Origin of the sequence: Pontibacter coccineus (assembly GCF_030546575.1) — a bacterium.
Taxonomy (GTDB): domain Bacteria; phylum Bacteroidota; class Bacteroidia; order Cytophagales; family Hymenobacteraceae; genus Pontibacter; species Pontibacter coccineus.
This window is the reverse complement of sequence record NZ_JAUOTN010000007.1, coordinates 52,968-72,013: the sequence shown is the minus strand read 5'-3', so window position 1 is coordinate 72,013 and position 19,046 is coordinate 52,968. Positions and strand designations below refer to the sequence as shown.

15 protein-coding genes and 1 riboswitch are annotated in these 19,046 nt (G+C 52.2%); of the genes, 11 read left to right on the top strand and 4 right to left on the bottom strand.

From position 1 onward, the window contains the following. Positions 1–493 precede the first annotated feature (493 nt). From Q4E40_RS15885 to lysA, 3 genes are all read left to right on the top strand, one after another. Positions 494–3,034 (top strand): T9SS type A sorting domain-containing protein, encoded by a 2,541-nt coding sequence (locus Q4E40_RS15885; RefSeq protein ID WP_303413545.1) that lies wholly within the window; start codon positions 494–496, stop codon positions 3,032–3,034. 181 nt (positions 3,035–3,215) lie between these two features. After that, positions 3,216–4,547, top strand: a complete 1,332-nt coding sequence (locus Q4E40_RS15880) for an aspartate kinase (RefSeq protein WP_303413543.1) — start codon at positions 3,216–3,218, stop codon at positions 4,545–4,547. Next, positions 4,540–5,685: a diaminopimelate decarboxylase gene (lysA, locus tag Q4E40_RS15875; protein ID WP_303413542.1), complete on the top strand. Its 1,146-nt coding sequence runs from the start codon at positions 4,540–4,542 to the stop codon at positions 5,683–5,685. The genes Q4E40_RS15880 and lysA overlap by 8 nt, the downstream gene beginning before the upstream one ends. 97 nt (positions 5,686–5,782) lie before the next feature. Here the strand turns inward: lysA and Q4E40_RS15870 are convergent, their stop codons facing one another. The 4 genes from Q4E40_RS15870 to Q4E40_RS15855 form a co-directional block, all read right to left on the bottom strand. Beyond that, entirely contained in the window at positions 5,783–6,472 is a 690-nt protein-coding gene (locus Q4E40_RS15870) for a hypothetical protein (protein WP_303413541.1), read from the bottom strand. 266 nt (positions 6,473–6,738) lie between these two features. Beyond that, on the bottom strand, positions 6,739–8,001 hold the full coding sequence (locus tag Q4E40_RS15865; protein ID WP_303413539.1) for a homoserine dehydrogenase: 1,263 nt from the start codon (positions 7,999–8,001) through the stop codon (positions 6,739–6,741). Further along, positions 7,982–9,040, bottom strand: coding sequence for a homoserine O-acetyltransferase family protein (locus Q4E40_RS15860; protein ID WP_303413537.1), 1,059 nt, complete (start codon positions 9,038–9,040; stop codon positions 7,982–7,984). Before Q4E40_RS15860 ends, Q4E40_RS15865 begins: the two co-directional genes overlap by 20 nt. A gap of 5 nt (positions 9,041–9,045) precedes the next feature. Beyond that, on the bottom strand, positions 9,046–10,374 hold the full coding sequence (locus Q4E40_RS15855; RefSeq protein WP_303413536.1) for an O-acetylhomoserine aminocarboxypropyltransferase/cysteine synthase family protein: 1,329 nt from the start codon (positions 10,372–10,374) through the stop codon (positions 9,046–9,048). Between the two features lie 286 nt (positions 10,375–10,660). Beyond that, a riboswitch (SAM riboswitch) is annotated at positions 10,661–10,763 on the bottom strand. Between the two features lie 256 nt (positions 10,764–11,019). On the opposite strand from Q4E40_RS15855, the gene Q4E40_RS15850 reads away from it, so the two are divergent. The 8 genes from Q4E40_RS15850 (at position 11,020) to trpS (ending at position 19,003) form a co-directional block, all read left to right on the top strand. After that, positions 11,020–12,504, top strand: a complete 1,485-nt coding sequence (locus tag Q4E40_RS15850) for an SDR family oxidoreductase (protein ID WP_303413534.1) — start codon at positions 11,020–11,022, stop codon at positions 12,502–12,504. 176 nt (positions 12,505–12,680) lie between these two features. Continuing rightward, a complete protein-coding gene (locus tag Q4E40_RS15845; protein WP_303413533.1) occupies positions 12,681–13,628 on the top strand; it encodes a phosphoribosylaminoimidazolesuccinocarboxamide synthase in 948 nt (315 codons plus the stop codon). Positions 13,629–13,683: 55 nt separating this feature from the next. Next, the gene (locus Q4E40_RS15840; protein ID WP_007657896.1) at positions 13,684–14,061 is read left to right on the top strand and encodes an STAS domain-containing protein; all 378 of its coding nucleotides are present in this window, start codon (positions 13,684–13,686) and stop codon (positions 14,059–14,061) included. A gap of 13 nt (positions 14,062–14,074) precedes the next feature. Then, the gene (locus Q4E40_RS15835) at positions 14,075–14,992 is read left to right on the top strand and encodes a ribonuclease Z (protein ID WP_303413530.1); all 918 of its coding nucleotides are present in this window, start codon (positions 14,075–14,077) and stop codon (positions 14,990–14,992) included. Between the two features lie 72 nt (positions 14,993–15,064). Then, a complete protein-coding gene (locus Q4E40_RS15830) occupies positions 15,065–15,856 on the top strand; it encodes a queuosine precursor transporter (RefSeq protein WP_303413528.1) in 792 nt (263 codons plus the stop codon). Between the two features lie 208 nt (positions 15,857–16,064). Continuing rightward, positions 16,065–16,976 carry an EamA family transporter gene (locus Q4E40_RS15825; RefSeq protein WP_303413527.1) on the top strand — a complete coding sequence of 304 codons (912 nt, stop codon included), beginning with the start codon at positions 16,065–16,067 and terminating at the stop codon, positions 16,974–16,976. A gap of 403 nt (positions 16,977–17,379) precedes the next feature. Further along, a complete protein-coding gene (locus tag Q4E40_RS15820; protein ID WP_303413525.1) occupies positions 17,380–17,940 on the top strand; it encodes a copper resistance protein NlpE N-terminal domain-containing protein in 561 nt (186 codons plus the stop codon). 88 nt (positions 17,941–18,028) lie between these two features. Further along, entirely contained in the window at positions 18,029–19,003 is a 975-nt protein-coding gene (gene trpS / locus Q4E40_RS15815; protein ID WP_303413523.1) for a tryptophan--tRNA ligase, read from the top strand. The last annotated feature ends 43 nt before the right edge of the window (positions 19,004–19,046 follow it).

The following is a 19,046-nucleotide window of genomic DNA, read 5'->3' as shown; positions in this document are numbered from 1 at the left end:
GTTACCTACTAATAACCAAAACTATGTAGTCACAACAACTCCGACGGATGCTAGTGGAACCCCTACTGGTTGTGAATCAACTAGATCAAACCTGCTTTGCTATCAAGCAGGAAATAATTTCACAGTTAACTCTCAAGTATTAACCATTACAGGAGCCACATATGACGGTGCTACATTTACAACTACACCAACAAATGTTCCTGCTAATTTAACCTCGCTTACTGTTACAGTAAGCGGAACTGGGGCTGGGAATATAGGTATTTACAGAAATGGCGCTGCTGCAGGCACAACACTGTCAATCCCTGGCCCTGGAACTTACACATTGCCTATAACTAATGTTTCTCCCGCCTTGGCTCTAGGTGATATTTTATCTGTTCGATCTGTGCTTTCAGGTAATTGCCCTTCTACATCTGCTCCGTCCAACTTTGTAACTGTTCGTCCTACATTAACAGCTCCAGTAATCAATGCGCCAAGCTGCGGTTTTGTCACTACCTTGTCCGGCACTTCCACAAACCCAATTGGTACGACAATTCAATTTTACACAGGAGGCACGGCTGGCACCAGAACCGGTACGCTCGTTACGCAAAGCGATGGCACGACTCCGGTAACAGCAACTGTTACAAGCACTGGTGCATGGGTAGCAAATTTTACATCGACCACGGCAGGAGGCATTGCTGCGGGCACGGCTATTACAGCCAGAGCCGTATCTCCAAACAATGTAAGCAGCGTAAATTCCAACGTAGTTACAGCTACACCAGGCCCGGAAGGCGTCTTAACGGTTAACCCGATCACTGCAGGTGCTACCACAGTTACCGGTACAGCCCCAGCCTCTGCTGCCGGTGGACAAATCACTTTGTACATTGAAGGCTCGCCATACCCTACTCCTGTGTTTATCTCAGGAACAACCTGGGGTGTTGAAGGTATATCAGCACAAGATTTGTTTGCCGGGGCAACTGTAACAGCCACTTTCACGCCACCAAATGGTTGTGAAAGCAGACAGTCAGCGCCAATTGTGGTAGCTTGTAGCCCTCCATCAACTGCCTTTACACTTAGCCCTACCACGGCTACGGTTTGCGGTGGCAACACTACCAGCTTTGAGTTGTCCAGTTCAGAGTATGCCATCATTTATCGTCTGTTGGTAAACGGGCAGGAGTCTGGTAGTTCTGTGCTAGGTACTGGCGGTCCGATCACCCTAATTTCAGGGCCATTCACAAACCTGTCGGCTGCCAATGTGGATCAGACAGTTACTTTCCGGGCCAGAAGCCTAACTGGCATTGCCTGCGACGCCATCTCAACTAACTCAGTGACCGTAACGGTAAGACCGCAGCCTGATACCACCGGACTTACCTTAACACCTATTACCCCGCAACCCGTATGCGGCAGTCGTAATGTACTTTATCAACTCGCTGGCTCCAACCCAGCTTATGTGTACCAACTGGTCAACCAGTCAACCGGGCTTCCAATTGGTGAACCAGTAGCAGGTGCCACCGGTAACATTACGTTGACAACCGGCCCAATTTCGGCTAATACCACCATTGGCCTTCTTGTTTCGTTCCCGGGAGCAGGAGCCTGCGGCGTTACCATACCTGACCAGGCGACTGTGTTCATTTCAGGCCCGTCTGTTAATAACTTCGTGTTTGCAGAAAACAACAAGGTATGCGTTGGAAACGGAACAACCATTGGCGTGCAGACAGAATCTAATGTAAATTCACCCTATACCTATCAGATTTACCGCAGGGTGGGGACAGAAATAAATTTTGGCGCCGACCAACGCATCGGATCCGCGTTCGCGGGAACGGGTGGGGTAGTAAGCAGAGATACCCCTAATCTTCCCGAAGGAAATCAGTTCTTTTATGTTACTGTCACAACTCCTGAATGCGGAGAAATTGTGTTAGCGAATACGGTCACAGTACAAGTAACCAATTCAGCCTTACAAGCTAATGCGGGCGAAGACAGAACAGTGTGCGGAAACAGCGTAGTACTCAGCGCTAACGATGTGGGGCAGGATGCCGGCTTATGGTCTCAGGTTAGCGGTCCATCAGATGCTGTGTTCACTCCGGCAAGCTCTAACAATGCTACAGCCTCTAACCTGGCTCCGGGCACCTATGTTTTCCGTTGGACATCTACCCCAGTTTGCGGTGCAGGTGGCGCAACCACATCTGATGAGGTGACGATCACTGTCAATTGCGATGCTTTCTATACCATCAATCCGCCAAGGTATAACAACGAGTACTCTGTTGGTGATATACTGGCATTCGCAACAGACCCAGATGGTAATATTGTCAATGCAGAACCTGTTTTTGGCACCTTACCCGAAGGTTTGGCGCTAGCAGCTAATGGCACCATTTCCGTTACAAATCCGGCTGCTCTAGGTGAAGGCGCTTTCCCGCTGACAATAGCAGTGACCGATCAGTTCGGAGGATCAATCGAACTCAGCATTGTCATCCGCCTGCTGGGCAACGAGCCCATCATCATCCCGCTCCCAGTCGAGCTGGTATACTTCACGGCCACGGTCCGCAATAACCAGGCGCACCTAGAGTGGCTCACGGCTTCGGAACTGGACAACGACCGCTTTGAGATTGAGCGTAGCCTCGACGCAAGAAGCTTTGAGAAAGTGGGCACCGTGAAAGGCAAAGGCACGACCAGTCTGGAGACCAAATACCAGTTCACTGACCGCACCCCAGTGCAGGGCACCGTGTACTATCGACTCAGACAGGTGGATGTTGACGGGCAGTTTGCCTACAGCAACGTGATTGCAGTGAACGCCAAAGGCCTGGCGCGCGAGCTGGCCACGCAGGCCTACCCGAATCCATTCCAGGATGTAATCAAGGTAACGCTCACCGTGCCGGAGGCACAAGTTGCCGCCATGACCATCTACGACATCAATGGTCGCCGTGTCATGGCCAAAGACATGGACCTGGATGCCGGGGTGAACGTACTGGAGCTTCAGCTTGGACAGTTGCAGACGGGTATGTACATCCTCAAAGTGGTGGGTGAAGGTATGGAGTCCACCACCAGAATTATGAAGAACTAATATTCAGGTATAATACCTGCAGAAAAGGCAGCCCTAACAGGCTGCCTTTTCTTTTTTAACTGCTTATCACACATCTGCCCCGAATTTGCTAAATTTACAGCCGGATTTTGCTCATCTTATACCTTGCAAAAGGCTAGACCTGACCATCTTCTGGCTATACCCTTTATTTCAAACTGATTAGATGAAAGTTTTAAAGTTCGGCGGCACCTCTGTAGGGTCGGCTGAAAGAATGAAAGCAGTAGCAGACCTCATCAACGATGGGTCGCCTAAGATCGTGGTGCTCTCGGCGATGTCGGGTACTACGAACCAGCTGGTACAGATTGCGGAGACGCTCTACCAGAATGCCAACCAGGAAGCCAATGCGCTCATTGATGCGCTACACGTTAAATATAAACAGGTAGTAGAAGCCCTCTACCTCACTGACGAAAAGAAAAAACAGGCCCTCGAGCTGATATCCATTCATTTTGATCACATCCGCTCTTTCACGCTGGACCTCTTCACCATTTACGAGGAGCGTGCCGTGCTGGCGCAGGGTGAGCTGTTGTCAACGGCTCTATTCCAGTTCTTCCTCGAAGAGCAAGGTATAGCTTCGGTATTGCTGCCAGCCCTTAACTTCATGAAGATAGATGAGAACGAAGAGCCGGACAACGCCTATATCAGCAAAAATCTGAAGCTGGAGCTGGAAAAGTACCCGGGCACCAACCTTTTCATCACACAGGGCTATATTTGCCGCAACGCCTTTGGCGAAGTGGATAACCTGAAGCGTGGCGGTTCAGACTACTCTGCCTCCCTGATCGGTGCCGCGGCCGATGCCAGCGAAATTCAGATCTGGACTGATATTGACGGCATGCACAACAACGATCCGCGTGTTGTAAAGAATACTTTCCCGATCGCTGAGCTTTCTTTTGACGAGGCGGCGGAGCTTGCCTATTTCGGAGCGAAAATTTTGCACCCCTCCAGCGTACAGCCGGCCAAGCAGAAGAACATTCCGGTGCGCCTGCTTAACACCATGCAGCCCGATGCCCCCGGCACCACCATTTCGGCCCAGGCTAGTAAAGGCGGCATCAAGGCGGTAGCGGCAAAAGATGGCATCACGGCGATCAAGATCAAGTCAGGGCGCATGCTGCTGGCCTATGGTTTTTTGCGCAGCGTGTTCGAAGTGTTCGAAAGGTATAAGACCCCGATCGACATGATCACGACTTCCGAAGTAGCCGTTTCACTGACCATCGACAGCCCGAAGTTTCTGACCGAGATCACCCGCGAACTGCAGGAGTACGGGCAGGTGGAAGTTGACCAGAACCAGTCTATCATTTGTGTGGTGGGTGACTTTATAGCGGAGCGCAGTGGCTCGGGGCTGAAGATATTTGAGGCGCTCAAAGATATTCCGCTCCGCATGATCTCGTATGGCGGAAGCAAAAACAACATCAGCTTATTGATTAACACAACCGATAAAGAAAGATCCCTGATCCTGTTAAATGAGGGCATCTTTGAAAGGAACAACAGCAATGCTTAATCTTTCTGTGCAGGAGTTGCAGCAGCACGCCACTCCCTTTTATGTGTATGACCTCAACCTGTTGCGCCAAACCCTGCAACAGGCCAGCCAGGAGGCCGCCAGGTATAACTTTCAGGTACACTACGCCCTGAAGGCTAACACGAACAGCCCCATCTTGCAAGAGATGCGTGCCGTGGGCTTTGGAGCGGACTGCGTGAGCGGAAACGAGGTGAAGTGCGCCATTGAAAACGGCTTCCCCGCACACCATGTGGTATTTGCAGGCGTGGGCAAAGCAGACGCGGAGATCAACTTCGCACTGGATCAGGACATTTTCTGCTTCAACTGCGAGTCCAGCCACGAGCTGATCGTGCTGAACGAACTGGCGGAAGCCAAAGGCAAGACGGCCCGCATCGCGCTGCGCATCAACCCGAACGTGAATGCCAATACACACAAGTACATCACCACCGGCCTCGAGGAAAACAAGTTCGGCATCAACGCCTGGGAATTGCCCGACGTGCTGGCGCTGCTCAAAACACTGCCCAACCTGTCGCTGATCGGCCTGCATTTCCACATCGGCTCGCAGATCACGGATCTGTCGGCTTTCCGCAACCTGTGCACCCGCGTGAACGAGTTTCAGGAGTGGTTTGAATCACAGCAGGTACAGCTGGAGCACATCAACGTAGGCGGCGGCCTGGGGGTGGACTACTACAGCCCGGACGAACAGCCTATACCTGATTTCGAGGCTTACTTCTCGCTATTCAATCAGTTTCTGGAAGTGCGCCCAAACCAGCAGGTTCATTTTGAATTGGGGCGTGCCCTGGTAGCCCAGAGCGGGACGCTAATCTCCAAGGTGCTTTACATCAAAAAAGGCGTATCGACCAACTTTGCCATCCTGGATGCCGGCATGACCGAGCTGATCCGCCCGGCACTGTACCAGTCTTACCACAAGATCGAGAACATAAGCAGCAAGGGCGCAGACGAGCGCTATGATGTGGTGGGTCCGATCTGCGAGTCATCCGATTGCTTCGGGAAAGCGGTCGTACTGCCTGAAACGAACCGGGGTGACCTGATCGCGATCCGCACGGCAGGTGCCTATGGTGAGGTAATGGCCTCATCGTACAACCTGCGCGAAAAAGCCGCTGTTGTATACCTTGGCTAATTTACCAGTACGATACCTTTAAAAGACGAAAGCCCCGCTTCCAGTTTCCGGAAGCGGGGCTTTCTCACTCTTAACCCAAAACTATCACTTGAGTATTTTACATGGCCAGCGAAACCACAAAATCTGGTTCAGCATGCTTTATGAGCGGATGCTTATAAAAGAAGTTGGCCATTTCGAGGGCATTGCCCTGTGAATTTTTGTTGGCGCGCAGCACAAAGGTATCTTCGCTCAGGGCACTTACAACCTCGGTTCCAGTGGCCCCACTCAGGCGCTTCAGCACCTGCGCTGCCGGTAGCTTGCCCGCTTCTACCACCACTATAAATTCGTTTGACACTCCTAACAGCTGTCCGCCAGCCGCTTCAAAATAAGGGGCTGCGTAGTCCACAGCCGGATCTTGCACTAGCTCGGAAAGCGCCACCTCTACCTGCCGGCAGCTAAGTCCAGGCGCCAGTTTGGCAGGATATAGGCGGGCAGAGTTCGTCTGAACAGGTTGCCCAAGCGCTTCTATAAAACCATGGCGCCCCGCAGCAGCGATAGCCTGCTCATTATTGAGCTCACCGCTAAACGACAGCAGCACCATACCACTGTAAACCGTGCCCAGCGACTTTTCCGCACCATTATAATAATAGGTATGCGCAGTGCAGGGGACGCCGCCTGCCGCCTGCACCGGATTCAGCAAACCCGGGTCAAAACGCACGTTCCGAATTGGTGAAACATTGTCGTTTCTACACGACGAAAATATAATTATCAGAAGTAGCGAGCTGAGCCAGGGTATATAGATTTTCATTGCTGTCGTGTATTATGAATCGTCCATAAATATTCTTTGTACGATAGTGAAACCACAAACAGATGAAAATGACAGCTTTATTTATTCGAATATTTTAAAATACAAGGTTGAAGACTTTAATCCTCTTTATTATAACATATCTATACAATTAATATACAATTTAAAATTACAATTATATAAAATTCAGAATTGAATTATTTTTATATGACTAGCAAGCTGTACATCAGCCTTTTGGTTCCTTATCCTTAATTGAGCAAAAGCAAAACTTACAAGCTTCCTATAGGTATAGCTTCAGCACGATCGAGAACTTCTGGTACTATATCAAGCGCCACTCTTGCAGGTATAGCGGCCACGAAAATGCCATGCTGCTTTAGCAAGCCTTGGTGTAGCCTGAGTTCCTGCGGCGTCAGTGACAGGATGACCTGGCTTTGATCCGGAGTCTGGTGCTGGATGGCAGGCTGCAGCTGTTCCAGGACCTGTGCAAGACGTTTTGCCTCCCCCTGAAGCAGTATAGTCAGCTGCTCATCTCCGGATGTGGCAGTCGCCTGGCTGGTGCATAGCTTAGGGTAGGTATAGCGGTAGCCGCGCACAGCCGCTGCCACGTCAGCCCACACAGCTGATCCGGTGGGGTGGCTGCCCGCACCGCGCCCTTTCAGGAATTGCTTTCCGGCAAACTGGCCCTCTATCTCCAGCCCGTTGAATTCCGCTTCCACATCGTACAGGGCATCACCTTCAGGTATAAGTGTTGGCAATACCTGCAGCGCCACTTGCCCGGTAGCGGTGGCCTTTAAAGAACCCACCAGCTTGATGCGGCAGTTCAGCGCAGTGGCCAGCTCTACAGCTTCGGTGGCGACATGCTGGATTCCAAAATGGAGCACCTCATCCGGATGCACCAGCAAACCATAGGCATGCGCCGCCATGATGCAAAGCTTGTGCAGCGCATCCGTTCCCTCCACGTCCAGCGACGGATCGGCCTCCGCAAAACCCAGCTCCTGCGCCTGCGCCAAAGCGGACTGGAAACTACCGCGCTCTGCGTGCAGCTTGCTCAATATATAATTAGAGGAGCCGTTCAGGATCCCGCGTACTTCCACCAGTGGCTCCGAACCGTAGTAGGCTTCGAGCGTGCGCAGCACAGGTATACTGCCACACACAGAGGCCTCATACAATAAGACTCCTCCGTGCCGCTGCTGCAGTTGGATCAGTTCCGGCAGGTTCTCGGCGACGACTTTTTTATTGGCCGACACCACGGTTTTGCCCTGCTGCAAAGCTTGCCGGAGTATTCCAAGCGCTTCTTTGGGATCGCTGATCAGCTCGGCGATGATATCGATACTTTGGTCTTGCAGCACTTCCTGTACATCGTAGGTGAAGGCGGAGGCTGGCAGGGAGCGGGATTTATCTTTGTCTTTCACGCAGATGCTTCCGATCTCCCAGCCCAGGTGCCGGTTGGCGTCCACCACATCGTAGAGTCCCTGCCCTACGCAGCCAAAACCGATCAGCCCGATTCGTTTCTTAAACTTCTGTATTTTCATAGTGAATGTGCTTTACTGTTTCTGATTCATAAAATTCCCGGATGGCTTGCGTGAGCTGTGCCGTTTCCACCAAAAAGCCATCGTGCCCGTAGCCGGAGTGGAGGAGCGCGAAACGGGAACCCGGTGCCAGCCGGTGCAGTTGCGCTTGCTCCTCAACCGGAAAAAGCAGGTCGGTGTCCACCCCGACAAATAGCGCTTTGGCCCTGAGCCGCTCCAGAGCCTTCTCTACTCCTCCCCTGTCGCGGCCAACGTTATGCGAGTCCATGGCTTTGGAGAGCAGCCAGTAGGTATAGGCATTGAAGCGGCTGGCCAGTTTTTCGCCCTGGTATACCTGGTAGGAGGCCGCCCGAAAATCATCGGTGATGCTGTTGCCGGGCTCGTGCTGACTCTCCTCGTAGCAGGTATAGTGTCTGTAAGAAAGCATGGCGATGGCACGGGCTGTTTTGAGGCCTGCTATACCTGCGTCTTTGGTATCGGTCTCCCAGGTCGGGTCCTGCCGGATGGCCATGCGCTGGCTCTCGTTAAAGGCAATTCCCCAGGCCGAATGCCGGGCATTGGAGGCCACCTGGATCAGATTCCCGAAAACCTCCGGTTGTAAAATGGCCCACTCCAGTGCCTGCTGCCCGCCCAGCGAGCCTCCGAGCAAGGTATGCACCTGCGCTATACCTAAGTCCTGCCGCAGCAGATCAAAGGCCCGCACGATGTCGCGATTGGTCAGTTGCGGGAAGCTGTGGTAGTAGGGTTGCAGCGTTTCCGGATTAACTGCAAGTGGTCCCGTGGATCCATAGCAGCCACCCAGGGTGTTCGCACAAACCACGAACCAGTCCGCCGGATCGTAAAGTTTTCCCTCGCCGAATAATTCGCCCCACCAGTCGGTGAAGTCCGAGCTGCCCGTGAGGGCGTGGCATACCCACACCACATTGCTTTGGTCTTGGTTGAGTTGTCCATAGGTTGTATAGGCCAACTGGAAGCCAGGAAGCGAGGCTCCTGACTCCAGCTGGAATTGTTTCTGAGAATGAAAAATCAATTGTTCGGGCATTGTGCTTAATTCAAAACGGCTTGTTTGTCCTGCTCCCTGACTTTGGCGAATGCCTGTTCCAGGTCAGCGATTATATCATCAAGGTGCTCTATACCTGCCGACAGGCGCAGTAAGGTAGGCGTCACGCCCGCACTTTGCTGCTCCTGCTCCGACAGCTGCTGGTGGGTGGTAGAGGCCGGGTGTATGATCAGGGTTTTGGCGTCGCCCAGGTTGGCCAGGTGACTGATCAGCTCCAGGCTGTTCACAAACACTTCCGTCTGTTTTTTGTCTCCTTTCAGGTTAAAGGACAGCACGCCGCCATACCCTCTTTTCAGGTACTTCTTGGCCAGGCCGTGGTATTTGCTGGACTCAAGGCCCGGGTAGTTCACGCTTTCCACCTGCTCGTGCTGCTCCAGCCATTCGGCCAGCGCCTGGGCATTCTGCACGGTGCGGTCCACCCGCAGCGAGAGTGTCTCTAAACCTTGTAGCAGCAAAAAGGAGTTGAACGGACTGAGCGCCGGACCGAAGTCACGCAAGCCCTCCACCCGCGCTCTGGTGGCAAAGGCGATGTTTCCAAAAGGCCCGTTTGCGCCGAATACCTCCCAGAAGTTGAGCCCGTGGTAGCCTTCGGATGGCTCCGAGAATTGCGGAAACTTGCCGTTGCCCCAGTTGAAGTTACCGCCGTCCACGATCACGCCGCCAATGCTGGTCCCGTGCCCGCCAATCCATTTGGTAGCCGACTCCACCACCACGTTGGCGCCATGTTCCAGTGGCCTGAACAGGTACCCCCCCGCTCCGAACGTGTTGTCTACCACCAGCGGAATATCATGCGCCTTGGCCACTGCGGCGATCGCCTCGAAATCAGGAATGTTGAAGCGCGGGTTACCGATCGTTTCCACGTAGATCGCTTTTGTGTTTTCGTTGATCAGCTGCGAAAAGCTTTCCGGCTCGTCGTTTTCAGCAAAGCGCACCTCTATACCCAGTCGCTTAAAGGATACTTTGAATTGGTTATAAGTGCCGCCGTAGAGGAAGCTGGAGGACACAAAATTATCACCGGCCTCCAGTATATTAGTAAGCGCGATGAACTGCGCCGCCTGTCCGGAGGCTACGGCCACTGCTGCTACACCACCTTCCAGAGCGGCAATGCGCTTCTCGAACACATCGGTGGTGGGATTCATGATGCGGGTATAAATGTTACCGAACTCCTTCAGGGCAAACAGGTTGGCACCGTGCTCGGCGTCTTTGAAAACATAGGAAGAAGTCTGGTAAATGGGCACGGCGCGGGAGCGTGTGGTAGGGTCGATTTCCTGGCCGGCGTGTAATTGAAGCGTTTCGAAATGAAGTGTATTAGACATAGTCGTGCTTTTAAATTTTGAAAAATATAGAATAGATTAGCTTGCTTTAAGACAAGAGGATAGAATTGGCTACAGACGGACGCTCACAGGCTATACCTGAGGCTCGACGGAATTGTAGCAAAAAAACGGGGGATTGGTCGCGCTAGCAACAGCAGCAACACATGCACATTCGGCTACAGCAGGTAGCAGCGAAAGTATAAGCATGCGAAATAACGGGCAGTTGAGCTGCCGGCGTAAAAAATAAAAGATGTTGTGTTGGCTTGGTTCCCTTTTCCATAACGTTATCAATTTATATACATCCGGACTTCCGGAATCAGGAATTAGCACCTTGCCCGAGGCTGGTTGCTAGCGTTTCACAGAGCCTGTCTCTCCACGCTTCTTTATAAATCGATACCCACAAGGGATATCAGACTTGATGATGCAAAGCTAGATCAGCATTTTAAATAATCCAAATAATTATTTCAAATAATTTCAATTTCATCTAAAAAATCAATTTTATACACTTACCTATCAGCAACTTATACACATTATAGCAGCCACTTGCTATACCTATTGGTTTACTATCTTCGAATAAGTATAATTGCCTACTTGCAACAATTCAAAGCTATACCTGTTGTGCAGGTATAAACTACCTGAGAGACTCTGATGAAAATACTCCTGACCGGCGCAAACGGCTACATCGGCAAACGACTCCTGCCTGTGCTGGTCGAGGCGCAACACGAGGTGGTTTGCCTTGTCCGCGACCCACGCCGCTTCGAGGTGCCTGACAGTCTGCAGGGTAAGATTCAGGTAGTAAAAGGCGATCTGCTCAAGCCAGAAAGCTTACAAAATCTGCCTCGCGATATCGAAGCTGCCTATTATTTGGTACACTCCATGGGCTCCGGCTCTGCAGACTTCGATGAGGCTGAAAAAGCGTCGGCCACAAACTTCGTCAACTACCTGGATACGACTGGCGCAAAGCAGGTTGTATACCTCAGCGGCATTGCCAACGACGCGCACCTGTCAAAGCACCTGACGTCGCGCCGGCAGGTGGAGGATGTGCTCGCCCAGGGCAAAGCATCGCTCACCGTGCTCCGGGCCGCCATTATCATCGGGTCGGGCAGCGCTTCTTTCGAGATCATCCGCGACCTGGTGGAGAAGCTGCCGGTGATGGTAACACCCCGCTGGCTCAACTCCCGCTGCCAACCCATTGCCATTCGCGATGTCATGTTTTACCTCACTGCTGTGCTCGGCCGCACGGACTGTTATGACAGGCGCTTCGAAATTGGCGGGCCCGATGTGCTCACCTACAAGCAAATGCTGCTGCAACTGGCCAAGGTCCGAAACCTGAAGCGGCGTATCTATACCTTACCGGTGCTCACCCCCAAACTTTCCTCCTACTGGTTGTACTTTGTCACGAGCACCAACTATGCGCTGGCCAGGAGCCTGGTGGAGAGCCTGCGCAACGATGCCGTGGTGAAAGACAGCAGTATAGAGCAGCTGATCCCGCACAAGTGTCTGAGTTACGAGAGCGCTCTGAATCTGGCTTTTACCAAGATGGAGCAGAACATGGTGGTCTCCAGTTGGAAGGATGCACTGGTGAGCGGGACGATCCAACTAGACTTCATGGATTTTGTACAAATACCAGAACACGGCGTACTCACCGACCGACAGCGCATGCGCTTCGACCGGGCGCCTGAAGAGGTATTGGATAACATCCTGCGTATCGGCGGCACGCGGGGCTGGTACAAGACAGACTTCCTGTGGGAGCTGCGCGGCCTGCTCGATAAAATGGTGGGTGGCGTTGGGCTGCAGCGCGGCCGAAGACACCCAATCGATGTAAAGGCCGGCGATTCGATCGATTTCTGGCGTGTGTTGGCTGTCGATCATAAAGTCGGGCGCCTGTTGCTTTACGCCGAAATGAAGCTGCCCGGCGAGGCCTGGCTGCAGTTCAAAATATGCCGCGATGCCGAAGGAAACTACCTGGAGCAACTGGCTGCTTTCCGTCCAGATGGCCTGGCGGGTAGGTTATACTGGTATGCCATGCTGCCCTTTCATTTTGTCATTTTTAAAGGAATGGCGCACAACATCATTCATTACCGGGAACCGATGACGGATAAAATTTTACCCCCGGCACAACATTCTGGATAATGTACAAACAATAGATTTCATAATATAAAACTTTCACTATACTTCAGAGTATATAGCAGTGTCAAAACTCAGATAGTTACCCGGTCTGCGAAGGCATTTTACATTTATACCTATACCTTATCACGCTCACCCACAAAAATATTTTAACTTTGCCCTTCTCAAACCTAACAGACCTAATGGAGGCCATTAAAGAAACGAATTTCTCCTTCGCCGGGCAGACCGGTTTTTATAGAGGCAAGGTACGCGACGTTTATTATTTTGAAAACCGACTGGCAGTTTTAGCGACCGACCGGATTTCAGCTTTTGATGTGGTGTTGCCAAGGGCCATTCCTTATAAGGGGCAAGTACTGAACCAGATTGCGAGCATCAACCTGAAAGCTACCTCGGACCTGGTGCCAAACTGGGTGCTGTCGACGCCTGACCCGAACGTAACCATCGGTTACCGTTGCGAGCCTTACAAGGTGGAGATGGTGATCAGGGGCTACCTGGCCGGGCATGCCTGGCGCGAATACAAAGAAGGCAAACGCAGTGTGTGCGGTGTCGCCCTGCCGGAAGGCCTGCGCGAAAACGACAGACTGCCGGAGCCGATCATCACCCCGACCACCAAGGCAGACGAAGGGCATGACGAAGATATCTCGCGCGAAGAAATTATAGCAAAAGGCATTGTATCTGAGCAAGAATATATTAAATTAGAAGCTTATACCCGGGCCCTCTTTGCGAGAGGCACGGATCTGGCCGCACAGCGCGGACTGATACTGGTGGACACCAAGTACGAGTTCGGCAATTACAACGGCGAGGTATACCTGATTGACGAGATCCACACGCCGGATTCTTCGCGCTACTTTTATCTGGAAGGATACGAGGCGCGTCAGCAGAGCGGCGAATCGCAGAAGCAGCTTTCAAAAGAGTTTGTGCGACAGTGGCTGATCGAGAACAACTTTCAGGGTAAAGAAGGGCAGACCGTGCCTGACATGACCGATGAAGTGGTGCACAGTATTTCGGACCGCTACATTGAGCTTTACGAGGTTTTCACGGGGGAGCCGTTTCACAAGGAAAGTTACGACAATGTGCTCTCACGCATTGAGAGTCACATCGTAGAAAACATTTTTAACGAGAAAAATTAGAATTATTAACGTGGATTTTGGTACATTCGCGTTTAAATCCTTTACTGGTAGATCTATGAAGTACACGATTGATAAGAAAGAAAACTACACGATTATCACGATAGACGAGAAGAAACTAGATACTTCAATCGCTCCGGATTTAAAATCTGAGTTCGTGAAATTGAATGCCGAAGGGATCACCAACCTGATTCTTGACCTCAATAACGTAAAATATACTGACTCTTCAGGCCTGAGCTCTATCCTGATCGCCAACAGACTTTGCAACTCTTCAAACGGATTGCTGATTCTGACCAGCCTGCAGGACCATGTGATGAAACTGATCACGATCTCCAAACTGGAGTCTGTGCTTAACATCCTTCCTACGGTGGAAGAGGCGATCGACCGCGTGTTTCTGCACGAGATCGAGCAGGACCTGACCAACAAGGAAGACTAGCTAAACCTACTTTGTGGATTTCGAACTCAGGATACTCGGCAGTTCGTCGGCCACACCCTCGGCAAACCGGCACCATACCGCCCAATTGCTGACCATCGACAATCAGCTTCATCTGATTGATTGCGGAGAAGGAACCCAAATGCAGCTGATGCTTTACAAAATAAAGCATCAGCGCATTTCTAACATCTACATCAGCCACCTGCACGGCGACCATTACTTTGGTCTGGCAGGTCTGCTTTCTACCATGCACCTGCAGGGCCGCCAGCAGCCCCTGCACCTCTTCGGCCCTCCTGGCCTCTCCGAAATCCTTAGCCTACAGCTCAAATACTCCGGCACTAACCTGTGCTACAAGCTTACTTTTCATGAGCTGGACACTGGCCTTTACCGCAAAATTTACGAAGACAAGAAGATTACGGTGCATACCATCCCCATGGAGCACCGCGTCCCCTGCTGTGGTTTTCTGTTCCGCGAAAAGCCCAAGCCGCGTCCGCTGATCAAAGAGAACCTGCCCGGCTTCCTGACGCCGCCGCAGCTTGTGCGCCTGAAGTGGGGTGAGGACGTGCACGACGAACAGGGCCAGGTGCTGGTGCGCAACTCCGTGGTAACACTGGAGCCCAAGCGCAGCCGCAGCTATGCCTACTGCGCCGACAGCAGGTATAAGCCCGACATCCTCCCCTACCTGCGGGGTGTCGACCTGCTCTACCACGAAGCCACCTTTACGGACGAGCTGCGTGAGCGGGCCCACTATACCTTCCACAGCACCGCCCGACAAGCCGCCGAAATGGCTGCCGCCGCGCAGGTACGCCACCTGCTGCTCGGTCACTTTTCGGTGCGCTACAAAGACCTGACACCGCTGCTGGAAGAGGCAAAGGAAGTGTTCCCGAAAACAGATCTGGCCGTGGAAGGCAGTATTTTCTGCGTGCAGGAATAAGCCAGGGTACTTCCTTCAGCTGCAGAATTCTTAATTGCAAAATCGCTATCTTGCTGCACCATTTCTATACCTATGGCGGCAACTCCTTCCCCCGGGAAAAAACGCACGAACCTGTTCCTTGTCCTGAGCGGCATCTTTCTGGCCAACGCCCTGCTGGCTGAGCTGATCGGTGTAAAGATCTTTTCGGCGGAGGCCCTCTTTGGTATGCCCGGTGCCCAGATCGGCCTCATGGGCGAAAAGTTCGACTTTAACCTCACAGCGGGCGTCATCATCTGGCCGGTCGTGTTCGTGACGACCGACATCATCAACGAATACTTTGGCAAGGAGGGTGTCAAAAAAATCAGTATCCTGACGGTGGTGCTGATTCTGTATGCTTTCCTGGTGATCACGGTCGTGACAGGTTTGCCACCGGCCCCGTTCTGGCTGGAGCTCAATAATCAGGATGCAGCCGGCAATCCCTTCAACATCGATTATGCTTTCAACTCTGTTTATCGGCAGGGCCTGGGCATCATCATCGGTTCGCTGGTGGCTTTTCTGATCTCACAGTTTTTGGATGCTACCGTGTTTCACTGGCTGCGGGGCTTCACGGGCAGCCGCATGATCTGGCTGCGGGCGACAGGCTCTACGCTGGTGTCGCAGCTGATTGACAGTGTCGTGGTGCTTTTTGTGGCCTTCTACGTTTTCGGAAACTGGCCGATTTCGCTGGTGATGTCGGTGGCGGCGATCAATTACATTTATAAATTTTTCATTGCCATCGCCCTCACGCCGCTCCTATACCTAGCGCACTATCTGATAGACGGTTACCTGGGCCACCGCACCGCCGAAGCACTGATAGAGACAGCTGCCGAAGAGAGCGAAGAATAGCCTGTGTTACAATAAATTTGATTTAAATCGAATACAGCCCTATCTTTGCGGTCTTGCAATACAAAATGGCTGCACACTTAGCACATACACAGATTTTCATTACGGGGTACGTCCTGCACGACCTCTAACAGCTGCCATTCCTGAAATTGGGCCTGTGTAGCCCGCTCCTATACCTTGTTTATTTATTTCATTTTCTAAAGGGACATCTATGTTCAGAGGAATCCTTTTGGTATTTCTCGGAGCGTGTAGCTTCGGCATACTATCTACATTCGTAAAACTGGCTTATCAGGAAGGCTTTACCTTGGGTGACGTGACCGGCACGCAGGTCTTCTTCGGCTTCGTTATTCTTTGGGGCATCGTATTGGTACGTCACTTAATGGGTCACCGCACCCTCGGCGTTTCAACCATGGACAAACTGAAGCTGGTGGCCATGGGCACTAGCACGGGCATGGTGAGCATCTTCTACTACAAGTGTGTGCAGGCAGTGCCGGCTTCTATCGCTATTCTGCTGCTGATGCAGTTTACCTGGATCAGCCTGCTGCTGGAAGCGGTGATCAAGCGCAAAATGCCACAGCCCTCGCAAGTCATCATGGTGCTGCTGGTGCTGGTGGGTACGGCCATGGCAGGCAGACTTTTCTCAGGCACTCTACCTGACTTCGACCTGGCAGGCATCGGCTTTGGACTGCTGGCGGCCGTTTGTTATTCTGTATTCCTGATGATCAATGGTGCGGCTGGTAACCACCTGCACCCGACCACCAAAAGCGCGCTCCTGCTGACAGGCTCAACCATACTGGTGCTGAGCATTTTTCCGCCGATGTTCCTGTTTAATGGCGCGTTAGGAGACGGGCTGCTCAAGTGGGGCCTGCTCCTGGGTGTGTTTGGCACCGTTATTCCGCCGCTGTTCTTTGCCTACGGTATACCTAAAACCGGCCTGGCGTTAAGTGCCATCCTGAGTTCGGCGGAGCTGCCGGTGGCGGTAGCCATGTCGTACCTGGTGCTTCAGGAAGAGGTATGGACGGTGCAGTGGCTGGGCGTGGCGCTGATCCTTGTAGCCATTGTGGTGAGCAACCTGAACAGGTTATACCGGTCGCAGAAAAATAAAAAGCTGGCAACAGCCTAGAAGATACAAGATTGATTGATTTTTTTACTTAACCCTGAGCAAGCCTATGATGTAATTGACTTTGAACTATAAGATTTGATTTGATTTTTTTTGAATGGCTGGGTACCCGCTCTTAAGTGAAGCGCCTGGTCATTTCCTTTTTCAGGGGAATGGGTAACACATGGCGACAAATTGGTGCAATTCGTACTCTTCCTCTGGTTTGTCCCCAACCCCGCAGCACTGCTTTCGTATTTCACATCCGGGCACAAGGCAGGTGGCAACCGCTCCTGCAATGCCGTTGCTACAGCACACAATAAATTATATTTTCAACAGTTAAATCAGAAATAGGCTGGTTAGAAACGTGCTTCTGAAAAACTGGTATATTTTCTGTTAAGATCACCCCGAACGACAAACACGAAACGACATGAAAGCAATAATCACCCTTTTCGTCCTATTCTCCCTCTCCCTGGGTTTGCAGCAAGTACAGGCACAGTCTGGTAAAAGCTACCAGGAGTGGCTCGAAGAAAACCGTGCCGGTGGCAAGAAAACGACAGCAAAGGCCCCTGCTAAAAGCAAAGCCAAACCTACAAAAGCCGAGGCCACAGCCGCCGCAGAACCCGCTCCGGAGGAGGCTCCCGTATTAGCATCACCCAGCGGTACTTTTCGGGGCACCCTGGCCTGCAAGGACTGCCAAGGCATTAAGACGGAACTTACCCTGAATGGCGACTCCAAAGGCTCGTTCACGATGAAGCAAATCTTCATGGGCAAGCCGGCAGACAAGAGTGTGGTGAACAGCAGCGGCAAGTGGTTCCTGGCCAAAGGCAACAAGCAAAACCCCGACGCCGTGGTGCTGCAGCTTATCCCCACCGCCGGAGACATCGACCCGATGTATTTCCTGCAGGTGAGCGACACGGAAGTGAAGCTGCTTACCAAAACGCAGGACGAGGTGGAGAGCTCAAAAAACCACTCCCTCAAGAAACTTTAAAGCACCAGGTATAGAATTGTCGTAGTCGGGCTAGGCGTGTTTTCAGCAATTTGCGTTATTTTTGCAATTGTAAACCATTTCCCCGACTATGGCACGATACCTTACGGGCATACAGAGCACAGGCCGTCCGCATTTGGGCAACCTGCTGGGTGCTATCCTCCCCGCCATCGAACTTTCGAAGGCATCGCAGGAGCAGGCGCTTTACTTTATAGCCGACCTGCACTCCCTTACTACTATCCGCGACCCACAGGTGCTACGCCACAACACCTACTCGGTAGCCGCCGCCTGGCTGGCCTGTGGCTTCGACACTGATAAACACATCTTGTACCGCCAGTCGGACGTGCCGATGGTAACCGAGCTAACCTGGTACCTCAACTGCTACGCTCCTTTCCCGATGCTGGCCAACGCGCACTCGTTCAAGGACAAGTCGAGCCGCAGAGGATTGGCTGATGTAAACGCTGGTTTGTTCACCTACCCGGTGCTGATGGCGGCTGACATCCTCATGTATGACGCCAACATCGTACCCGTGGGTAAAGACCAGGTGCAGCACCTCGAAATCACCCGCGACATTGCCAGTTCGTTCAACCACATCTACGGCGATACCTTTGTGCTGCCGGAGGCGAAGACGGACGAAACGGTGATGACCGTGCCGGGCATAAACGGGGAGAAGATGAGCAAGTCGTACGGCAACATCATCGACATATTTGAGGCCGATAAGCCATTGCGCAAAACGATCATGAGCATCGTAACAGACAGCACCCCGCTGGAGGACCCGAAAGATCCGGACGAGGACACCACGTTTAAGCTTTACAGTTTGCTGGCATCGCCGGAGGAGATCCTGCAGATGCGCCACAACTACCAGAACGGTGGCTACGGCTACGGTCATGCCAAGCAGGCGCTCTATGAGCTGATCGTGCGTAAATTTGCCAAAGAGCGTGAGCTGTTCAACTACTACATGAACAACCTGCCCGAAATAGATAAGAAACTACTGGAAGGCGCTGAAAAGGCCAAAGCCATCGCTATGCCGGTGTTGGAGCGCGTGCGCCAGAAGCTGGGCTACTAAGCGCTATACCTGCTAAATGAAGAGCGGCTGCTGAATTAGTTTC

What these genes read in the sequence shown, in the direction of transcription:
- Q4E40_RS15880 (WP_303413543.1), top strand. Translation starts at nt 3,216, where the DNA reads ATGAAAGTTTTAAAGTTCGGCGGCACCTCTGTAGGGTCGGCTGAAAGA.
- lysA (WP_303413542.1), top strand. Translation starts at nt 4,540, where the DNA reads ATGCTTAATCTTTCTGTGCAGGAGTTGCAGCAGCACGCCACTCCCTTT.
- Q4E40_RS15870 (WP_303413541.1), bottom strand. Translation starts at nt 6,472, where the DNA reads ATGAAAATCTATATACCCTGGCTCAGCTCGCTACTTCTGATAATTATA.
- Q4E40_RS15865 (WP_303413539.1), bottom strand. Translation starts at nt 8,001, where the DNA reads ATGAAAATACAGAAGTTTAAGAAACGAATCGGGCTGATCGGTTTTGGC.
- Q4E40_RS15860 (WP_303413537.1), bottom strand. Translation starts at nt 9,040, where the DNA reads ATGCCCGAACAATTGATTTTTCATTCTCAGAAACAATTCCAGCTGGAG.
- Q4E40_RS15855 (WP_303413536.1), bottom strand. Translation starts at nt 10,374, where the DNA reads ATGTCTAATACACTTCATTTCGAAACGCTTCAATTACACGCCGGCCAG.
- Q4E40_RS15850 (WP_303413534.1), top strand. Translation starts at nt 11,020, where the DNA reads ATGAAAATACTCCTGACCGGCGCAAACGGCTACATCGGCAAACGACTC.
- Q4E40_RS15845 (WP_303413533.1), top strand. Translation starts at nt 12,681, where the DNA reads ATGGAGGCCATTAAAGAAACGAATTTCTCCTTCGCCGGGCAGACCGGT.
- Q4E40_RS15840 (WP_007657896.1), top strand. Translation starts at nt 13,684, where the DNA reads ATGAAGTACACGATTGATAAGAAAGAAAACTACACGATTATCACGATA.
- Q4E40_RS15830 (WP_303413528.1), top strand. Translation starts at nt 15,065, where the DNA reads ATGGCGGCAACTCCTTCCCCCGGGAAAAAACGCACGAACCTGTTCCTT.
- Q4E40_RS15825 (WP_303413527.1), top strand. Translation starts at nt 16,065, where the DNA reads ATGTTCAGAGGAATCCTTTTGGTATTTCTCGGAGCGTGTAGCTTCGGC.
- Q4E40_RS15820 (WP_303413525.1), top strand. Translation starts at nt 17,380, where the DNA reads ATGAAAGCAATAATCACCCTTTTCGTCCTATTCTCCCTCTCCCTGGGT.
- trpS (WP_303413523.1), top strand. Translation starts at nt 18,029, where the DNA reads ATGGCACGATACCTTACGGGCATACAGAGCACAGGCCGTCCGCATTTG.